The 7842-nt window shown below is 71.3% G+C and carries 6 protein-coding genes and 2 pseudogenes; 7 read left to right on the forward strand and 1 reads right to left on the reverse strand.

Annotation, left to right across the window (positions count from 1 at the left end):
* On the reverse strand, window positions 1-109 hold a 109-nt coding region (locus tag QH283_RS29255; RefSeq protein ID WP_432420807.1), incomplete at its 3' end, for an FAD-dependent monooxygenase.
* Here QH283_RS29255 and QH283_RS29260 point away from each other — a divergent pair.
* The 7 genes and pseudogenes from QH283_RS29260 to QH283_RS29290 all read left to right on the forward strand — a co-directional run.
* Window positions 74-1291: pseudogene (locus tag QH283_RS29260) on the forward strand (FAD-dependent monooxygenase); the annotation flags it as partial. The gene QH283_RS29255 and the pseudogene QH283_RS29260 sit on opposite strands and share 36 nt — an antisense overlap.
* Window positions 1233-2207 (forward strand): 3-carboxyethylcatechol 2,3-dioxygenase, encoded by a 975-nt coding sequence (locus QH283_RS29265; protein WP_280506153.1) that lies wholly within the window; start codon window positions 1233-1235, stop codon window positions 2205-2207. The pseudogene QH283_RS29260 and the gene QH283_RS29265, both read left to right, overlap by 59 nt.
* A gap of 56 nt (window positions 2208-2263) precedes the next feature.
* Window positions 2264-4063 (forward strand): annotated as a pseudogene (locus tag QH283_RS29270) (FAD-binding protein).
* A complete protein-coding gene (locus QH283_RS29275; protein WP_280506154.1) occupies window positions 4060-5385 on the forward strand; it encodes an LLM class flavin-dependent oxidoreductase in 1326 nt (441 codons plus the stop codon). Before QH283_RS29270 ends, QH283_RS29275 begins: the two are co-directional and overlap by 4 nt.
* 23 nt (window positions 5386-5408) lie before the next feature.
* A complete protein-coding gene (locus QH283_RS29280; protein ID WP_280506155.1) occupies window positions 5409-6248 on the forward strand; it encodes a coniferyl-alcohol dehydrogenase in 840 nt (279 codons plus the stop codon).
* Window positions 6249-6280: 32 nt separating this feature from the next.
* Window positions 6281-7270: a cyclase family protein gene (locus tag QH283_RS29285; RefSeq protein ID WP_280506156.1), complete on the forward strand. Its 990-nt coding sequence runs from the start codon at window positions 6281-6283 to the stop codon at window positions 7268-7270.
* A 28-nt stretch (window positions 7271-7298) separates the two neighbouring features.
* A partial coding sequence (locus QH283_RS29290) for an NADPH-dependent FMN reductase (protein WP_280506157.1) occupies window positions 7299-7842 on the forward strand: 544 nt, incomplete at its 3' end.

Below are 7842 nucleotides of genomic sequence, written 5' to 3' on the forward strand. Positions count from 1 at the left end.
GGTCGATCATGGCGCGGGCGTGCTTGCGGCGCTCCTGGTCGTAGGTGTCGAGCAGGGCCTCGCCCGCGCGGCCGGAGGCGACGGCGGCCGCAGCGCCACCCGCAAGCAGATGGGCGTGAGCTTCGACGGCACCACCTCACCGACCCGCTGGCTGGTCGTCGACCTGGCCGCCGACCCGCTCGGCCACCCGAACATCGAGGTCGCCGCCGACCCGCGCCGCCCGAATGTCTCGGTCTCCATCGCGCACGGCATCCGCCGCTTCGAGTTCATGATCCACGACGAGGAATCCGACGAGCTGGCCGAATCCCCGGAGTTCGTGCGGAAGCTGGTCGCTCCGCTGGTGCCGTTCCCCGACCGCCTCGAGGTCATCCGCAAGCGGGTCTACACCCATCACTCCCGCATCGCGAGCGCCTTCCGCGTGGGCAGACTGCTGCTGGCCGGCGATGCCGCCCACCTCATGCCGGTCTGGCAGGGCCAGGGCTACAACAGCGGCATCAGGGACGCGGCCAACCTCGGCTGGAAACTGGCCGCCGTCGCCTCCGGCCGCGCGGGCGAGGCCCTGCTCGACACCTACGACCAGGAGCGCCGCAAGCACGCCCGCGCCATGATCGACCTGTCCACCACGGTCGGCAAGGTCATCACCCCGACCGACCGGCGGGTGGTGGCCGTGCGTGACGCGCTGGTGCGCGCGGCGGCCGCCATCCCACCGGTCAAACACTACGTGCTGGGCATGCGGTTCAAACCCATGCCGCGATACGACCGCGGCGCGGTGGTGCACCACTGGTCGCGCTCACCGGCCTCCCCGGTCGGCACCCTGTTCATCCAGCCGAGGGTCGACACCCGCGAGCGCGCCGACGTGCTGCTCGACGACGTGCTCGGCTCCTGGTTCGCCGTGCTGTGCTGGAACAACGATCCGCGCGCCGTCCTCGGCGAGCGGGCCTTCGTCCGCTGGCAGGCGCTCGGCGCCCGCTTCGTCGCCGCGCGCCCGGCCTGCCAGCTGCGCTGGACCGGGCAGGACCACCAGGACGTGCTCGTGGTCGGTGACCGCACCGGCGCGCTCAAGGCCTGGTTCGACGCCCAGCGCGACTCCGTGCTGTTCCTGCGCCCCGACCGCGCGATCGCCGGTGCCACCATCGCCCAGCTCGCCCCCGAACTGAGCGCCGACCTGCTGCGCGCCCTGTCGATCACCGATGGAGCCCCGACCCGCGCCACCCTGACGAATGGAGGCCCCGATGCCGCTGGCTCTGTGCTGCGTCTCGCACAGCCCTCTGCTCGACCTGCCCGGCCCTGAGCCGGAGCTGGTGGCCGATATCGAGGCCGCCCTCGGCACGGCCGCCGATTTCGTGCGCGCGTTCGACCCCGAACTCGTGGTCACCTTCGCCCCCGACCACTACAACGGCTTCTTCTACCGCACCATGCCCGCCTTCTGCGTCGGCACCGCGGCTTCCGGCGTCGGCGACTACGGCACCCACGCAGGTCCGTTGGACGTGCCGGCGCAGGCCGCGGGCGAACTCGCCGAAGCCCTGCTGGAATCGGGCATCGACGTGGCGGTCTCGGTCGCCATGGACGTCGACCACGGCACCGTGCAGCCGCTGCAACGGCTGCTCGGCTCGGCCACGGCCCGGCCCGTGGTGCCGATCTTCGTCAACTCCGTCGCGGTGCCGCTCGGCCCGCTGCGCCGGGCCAGGGCGCTCGGCGCGGCGGTCGGCGCACACCTGGCGACGCTGGACAAGCGGGTGCTGGTGATCGGTTCGGGCGGGCTGTCGCACGACCCGCCGGTCCCACGGCTGGCGACCGCTTCCGGCCGGGTGCGCGAGCGCCTCGTACACGGCGGAACCATGACCGCCGAACAGCGCACCGCCCGGCAGACCGCGGTCGTGCGGGCCGCCTGCGAATTCGCCTCGGGCCGAGGCGATCTACGCGCCCTCAACCCGGACTGGGACAAGCGTCTTCTCGACCTGCTCGACCGCGGCGAACTCGACGCCTTCGACCACTGGGACAACAGCAGCATCACCGAGGAGGCGGGCAATTCCGCCCACGAGGTGCGCACCTGGATCGCCGCCTTCGCCGCCCTCGCCCAGCAGGGGCCCTATCGCACCACGGTGCGCTATTACCGCGCGGCGCCCGCCCTGATCGCCGGCTTCGCGGTGCGCACGGCCGTGGCCGAGACGGGCGGCGGCGCAGACGCTCCGAGGAGGACACAGTGACAACCGGCAGGAACGCCGAGCGGACGCCCGGCGAGCGGACAACCGACGAGGAACCGGTGACGGTCGGCGAGAAGGCCGAGCAGACGCCCACCGAGATCGTGGTCGACGTGCTCGTCGCCGGTTCCGGCGGCGGCGGACTGACCGCCGCACTCGCGGCCGAGGCCGAGGGTCTGTCGGTGCTGGTCGTGGAGAAGGGCGACACCTACGGCGGCTCCACCGCCCTGTCCGGGGGCGGCATCTGGGTGCCCAACGCGCCCGCCCAGCGCCGCGACGGCTACTGCCTCGACCCCGACGCGGTGGTCGAATACCTGAAGACCATCACCGAGGGCACGGTCACCGAGCAGCGGCTGCGCGCCTATGTGGCCAAGGCCCCGGAGATGATGGAATTCCTCGAGAACCGCAGCCGCTGGCTGGAATTCGTCTGGAAGCCCGGCTATGCCGACTACTACCCGGAACTGCCGGGCGGCTCGCCGCAGGGCAGCACCATCAACGTCCCGCCCATCGATCTGCGGGAGCTCGGCGAGGACGAGGCCACCCTGCGCCCCCCGCCGGCGCTGGCGCCCAAGGGGATCTGGCTCGGCCCGAAGGACCTGCGGCTGTTCTACCAGGTCAGACAGAACTGGCGCGGCAAGGCGGTCCTGCTGAAGCTGATCTGGCGGATGGTGCGCGCCCACCTGTTCGGCGACCGCATCGTCACCATCGGCCTATCCCTGGTCGCCCGCCTGCGCCTGGCGCTGCGCGAGCGCGACATCCCGCTGTGGTTGAACGCCCCGATCACCGCCCTGCACACCGACGACGGCCGGGTCACCGGCGCCACCGTCGAACGCGACGGGCAGCCGGTGATGGTCCGCGCCCGCCGCGGGGTGATCCTGGCGACCGGCGGCTTCGAACACGACATGGCATGGCGCAAGTCGGAACAGCCGGTGGTCGAGCAGGACTGGAGCTTCGGCAACCCGCTGTCGCTCGGCGACGGCATCCGCATCGGCCGCGCGGTCGGCGCCGACACCGCCCTGATGGACGAGGCGTGGTGGTTCCCCGCCATCCAATGGCCCGACGGCCGACTGCAATTCATGCTCAACGAGCGCATGATGCCCGCCCAGTTCATCGTCAACGGCGCGGGGCAGCGCTTCATCAACGAGGCCGCGCCCTACATGGACTTCGGCCACGCCATGATCGAGGGCCAGAAGTCCGGCATCACCCACATCCCGTGCTGGCTGATCACCGACCACCGCTCGTGGAAGCGCTACGTCATCGGCGGCCATCTGCCGCTGCCGAAGATCCCGTTCGCGCCGGTCCCCACCGGCTTCACCATGCCCGCCGCCTGACTGGAATCCGGGGTGGTGCACGCGCCGAACAGCTGGGACGAACTGGCCGCGAAGATCGACGTGCCCGCCGACGCGCTGAAGGCCACCGCCGCCCGCTTCGACGAACTCGCCGAATCCGGCCACGACGACGACTTCTGCCGCGGCGACAGCGTCTACGACAACTACTACGGCGACCCGACCCTGCCCAACCCGAACCTGCACCCGATCGGCGCACCGCCCTACTACGCCTTCCGCATCATCCTCGGCGACCTCGGTACCTCCGGCGGCCTGCGCACCGACGAGCACGCCAGGGTGCTGCGCTCCGACGGCTCCGTGATCGAGGGCCTGTACGCGGTGGGCAACACCTCGGCGGCGGTGATGGGCCGCAGCTACGCGGGCGCGGGCGCGACCATCGGCCCGGCGATGACCTTCGGCTACATCGCGGCCGAACACCTGGCGACCCGCCCCGGCGCGGCCGCCGACAGCGACGACACCCGCGCGCCGGGCGCGGCGGACCAGGCCACGGCCGACACCCATGGAGGTACCCGATGAAAATTTCCCTCTTCTACGAGTTCGCCCTGCCGCGGCCGTGGACCGACGACGACGAGTACCAGATGTTCCAGGACGGCCTGGAGGAGGTGGAACTGGCCGACAAGGCGGGCTTTTCCACCGTCTGGCTCACCGAGCACCACTTCCTCGAGGAGTACTGTCACTCCACCGCGCCGGAGATGTTCCTGGCCGCGGCCAGCCAGCGCACCGACAACATCCGGCTCGGCTTCGGCATCATGCACCTGCCGCCCGCCATCAACCACCCGGCGCGCGCCGCCGAACGCGTCGCCACCCTCGACCACCTGTCCAACGGGCGCGTCGAATTCGGCACCGGCGAATCCTCCTCGGTCGGCGAGCTCGGCGGCTTCGGCATCGACCCCGCCGACAAACGCGAACAATGGGAAGAAGCGCTCCAGGTGACGGTGCGGTGCATGACCGAGACCCCGTTCACCGGCTTCAAGGGCAACCACATCGAGATGCCCGCCCGCAATGTCATCCCCAAGCCCCGCCAGACTCCGCACCCGCCGCTGTGGGTGGCCTGCACCCGCCCCTCCTCGGTGCAGATGGCCGCCCAACTCGGCATCGGCGCGCTCAGCTTCGCCTACACCGGCCCCGAGGCCCTCGGCGAGCGGGTCCGCGGCTACTACCGGGAGTTCGAGGAGAAGGCGGCGCCGACGGTACCGAAGATGAATCCGAACATCCTGGCCATCGGCGGCGACCTGTCGATGATGGTCGCGCCCACCGACGAGCAGGCAATCGAGCGGCTGGGCGTAGGCGGCGGCTTCTTCTCCTTCGGGATCATGCACTACTACATGACCGGCATGCACACCCCAGGCCGGACCAAGGTGTGGGAGAGCTACCTCGACGCGGTGAAGCAGGACTCGACCGTCGCCTACGGTCCCGGCCGCGGCGCCATCGGCTCGCCCGACACCGTGCGCGAGTTCCTGCGCGGCTACGAGGCCAGCGGCGTCGACGAGATCATCCTGCTGCTCAATCCGCGCAGTCACGAGGCCACCATGGAATCGCTGGAGATCATGGGCCGCGAGGTGCTGCCCGAATTCATCGAACGCGACCAGAAGGCTGTGGCGGACAAGGCCGAGCGGCTCGCGCCCGTGCTGGAGCAGGCCGAGGCCAGGCGCAAGCCGATGCCCGCGCCCGAGTTCGACGAGGACTACGCCTTCGGCGGCCTGCCCACCGGTCGCGGCGGCACCTTCACCGCGGGTGAGATCCCCGAGGCCATGGCCGAGATCGAGGAGGGCCAGAAGCAGGCCGCCGCGCGGCTCGAAGAGCAGCAGCGCCTGCTCGAAGAGCGCGGCCAGGCCTGAGGACGACCGGAAGCGGGGTCGCGATGGACAGCTACGAGCAGCGGTGCCGATACGACGGGCAGCGGGTGGTGGTGACCGGTTGCGCGTCGGGCATCGGCGCGAGCCTGGTCACCGAGTTGGTGCGGTTGGGAGCGCGGGTCGTCGGACTCGACCTGTCCGGTCCGCCCGGCGCCGGCGGCCCGGACGAGTTCGTCGTCATGGACCAGGGCGACCCCGTCTCCGTCGCCGCGGCAGCCGAAGCGGTCGGCGGCCCGGTCGACGCCCTGTTCAACGTGGCGGGCGTGTCCTCCGGCATCGGTGACCCGCTGCGCGTGGTCGCGGTGAACTTCCTCGGCATGCGCCAGTTCACCGAAGCACTGCTGCCGCGCATGGCCCCAGGTTCCGCGGTGGCAGGCGTCTCCTCGCTCGCCGCGTCCGCCTACCGCGAGAACCGCTGGGACACGGTCGGATTGCTCGACACCGTCTCCTTCGTCGAGGGTCTGGACTGGTGCGAGCGCCACGCCGGGATCGTCGCCGACGGTGGCGGCTACCGGCTGGCCAAAGAGGCGATGATCCTCTACACCGCCCGGTGCTCGACCGGACTCGCCGCCAGGGGCATCCGCATCAACTGCACCGGCCCCGGCGTCACCGAGACCCCGATTCTGGACCAGCTGCGCTCCGCCTACGGCGCCGCCTATCTCGACGGCATCCCCAAACCGCTCGGCCGCTCCGCCGAGCCCCCCGAACAGGCGGCCGCGCTGCAGTTCCTCAACAGCCGGGCCGCCGCCTACATCACCGGCCAGGTGCTGTGGGTCGACGGCGGCAATCTCGCCGCGCGCCTGGCGGACGAACTGGCGGGCCCCGCCCCGGCCACCCGGCCCTGAACCCGCTCCCGACTCGGAAGGACCACGCTGCCGTGGCAACTCTCACCGACTTCTACACACTCGCCGAACGCGTCAGCAACTGGGGCCGCTGGGGCCGCGACGACGAACTCGGCACCCTCAACTTCATCACCCCGGCCAAGATCGCCGCGGCCGCCGGGCTGGTCCGCCACGGCAAGGTCTTCCCGCTCGGCATCGACTTCGGCTCCTCCGGCCCGCAGGGCGCCTTCCAGTTCCGGCAGAACCCCACCCACGTCATGACCGTCGACGGCGGTGACGCGAAGACACTCACCGAGTACGGCCCGAAATGGCTGCGCAACACCGTCGCCGGGGAACTGAGCGGCTTCTTCGCCGACAACCCGTTCCGGTTCAACGACGACCTGCTCATCATGCCGCTCCAGGCCGCCACCCAGTGGGACGCATTCTCCCACGTCTACTACGGCGACCAGCTCTACAACGGCTTCCCCGCCGGATCGGTCACCAGCCAGGGCGCCTTCCACTGCGGCATCGACAAGGTCGACGGCAAGGGCATCACCAGCCGCGGTGTGCTGCTCGACATGGTGAGATACCGTGGCGCGCAGACCTATCTGGAACCGGGTGAACCCATCACCGCCGACGAACTCGACGAGTGCGCGAAGCGCCAGGGGGTGCGCATCGAGTCCGGCGACATCGTGCTGGTGCGCACCGGCTGGTGGGACCGCTACCTGGAGGCCCGCGACGGCTCCGAACCCTATTCCGGCCTTGACTGGACCTGCGCGCTGTGGCTGCACGAGCACGAGATCGCCGCCGTCGCCGCCGACAACCTGATGGTCGAGGACCCGACCTCCGGCGTCGAGGGCACCTTCCTGCCCATGCACATGCTGTGCCTGCGCGACATGGGCCTGATGCTCGGCGAGTACTGGGACTTCCGCGCCCTGGCCGCCGACTGCGCCGCCGACGGCGTCTACGAGTTCCAGCTGATCGCCCCGCCGCTGCGGGTGATCGGCGCCGTCGGTTCTCCCATCAACCCCATCGCCATCAAGTAGGCGCCCCGCCGAGCAGGAGGGTCCGGCCATGACCGCAACCACCACCAGCGCGAGCGCCGCGCCCGCCGACACCGGCGCCGCCCCGTTCGTCGTCGGCCTCGGCGGCACGCTGCGCGCCGGTTCGTCCACCGAACGCGCCCTGCGCGACTGCCTGGCGGCCGTGCGTCGCCGCGGCGGCCGGACCGCCCTGTTCAGCGGCGAGAACATCAACCTGCCCATGTACAACCCGCTCGATCCGCACCGCACCCCGGCCGCGCTCGCGCTGGTGGACGCGCTGCGCGCCGCCGACGCGGTCGTCATCGGCTCGCCCGGTTACCACGGCGGCGTCTCCGGCCTGGTCAAGAACGCCCTGGACTACATCGAGGACATGCGCGGTGACGCCACCGTCTACCTGGACAACAAGCCGTGGGGCTGCATCAGCTGCGCCTACGGCTGGCAGGCCGCTGTCGGCACCCTCGGCCAGCTCCGCGTCATGGGGCCCCCGCGGGGCGCCCGGCCCGCCCCCCGCGGGGGGGGGGTGAACGCGGGCGCCCCCGGGGGGGGTTGCGCCGGGGGGGGGGGGGGCAAAACCC

Origin of the sequence: Nocardia farcinica, assembly GCF_029867845.1 — a bacterium.
Taxonomy (GTDB): Bacteria; Actinomycetota; Actinomycetes; order Mycobacteriales; family Mycobacteriaceae; genus Nocardia; species Nocardia farcinica_A.

Bases quoted from the DNA above. Each gene is read 5' to 3' on its own strand.
- QH283_RS29265 (WP_280506153.1), top strand. From the start codon at position 1,233: ATGCCGCTGGCTCTGTGCTGCGTCTCGCACAGCCCTCTGCTCGACCTG.
- QH283_RS29275 (WP_280506154.1), top strand. From the start codon at position 4,060: ATGAAAATTTCCCTCTTCTACGAGTTCGCCCTGCCGCGGCCGTGGACC.
- QH283_RS29280 (WP_280506155.1), top strand. From the start codon at position 5,409: ATGGACAGCTACGAGCAGCGGTGCCGATACGACGGGCAGCGGGTGGTG.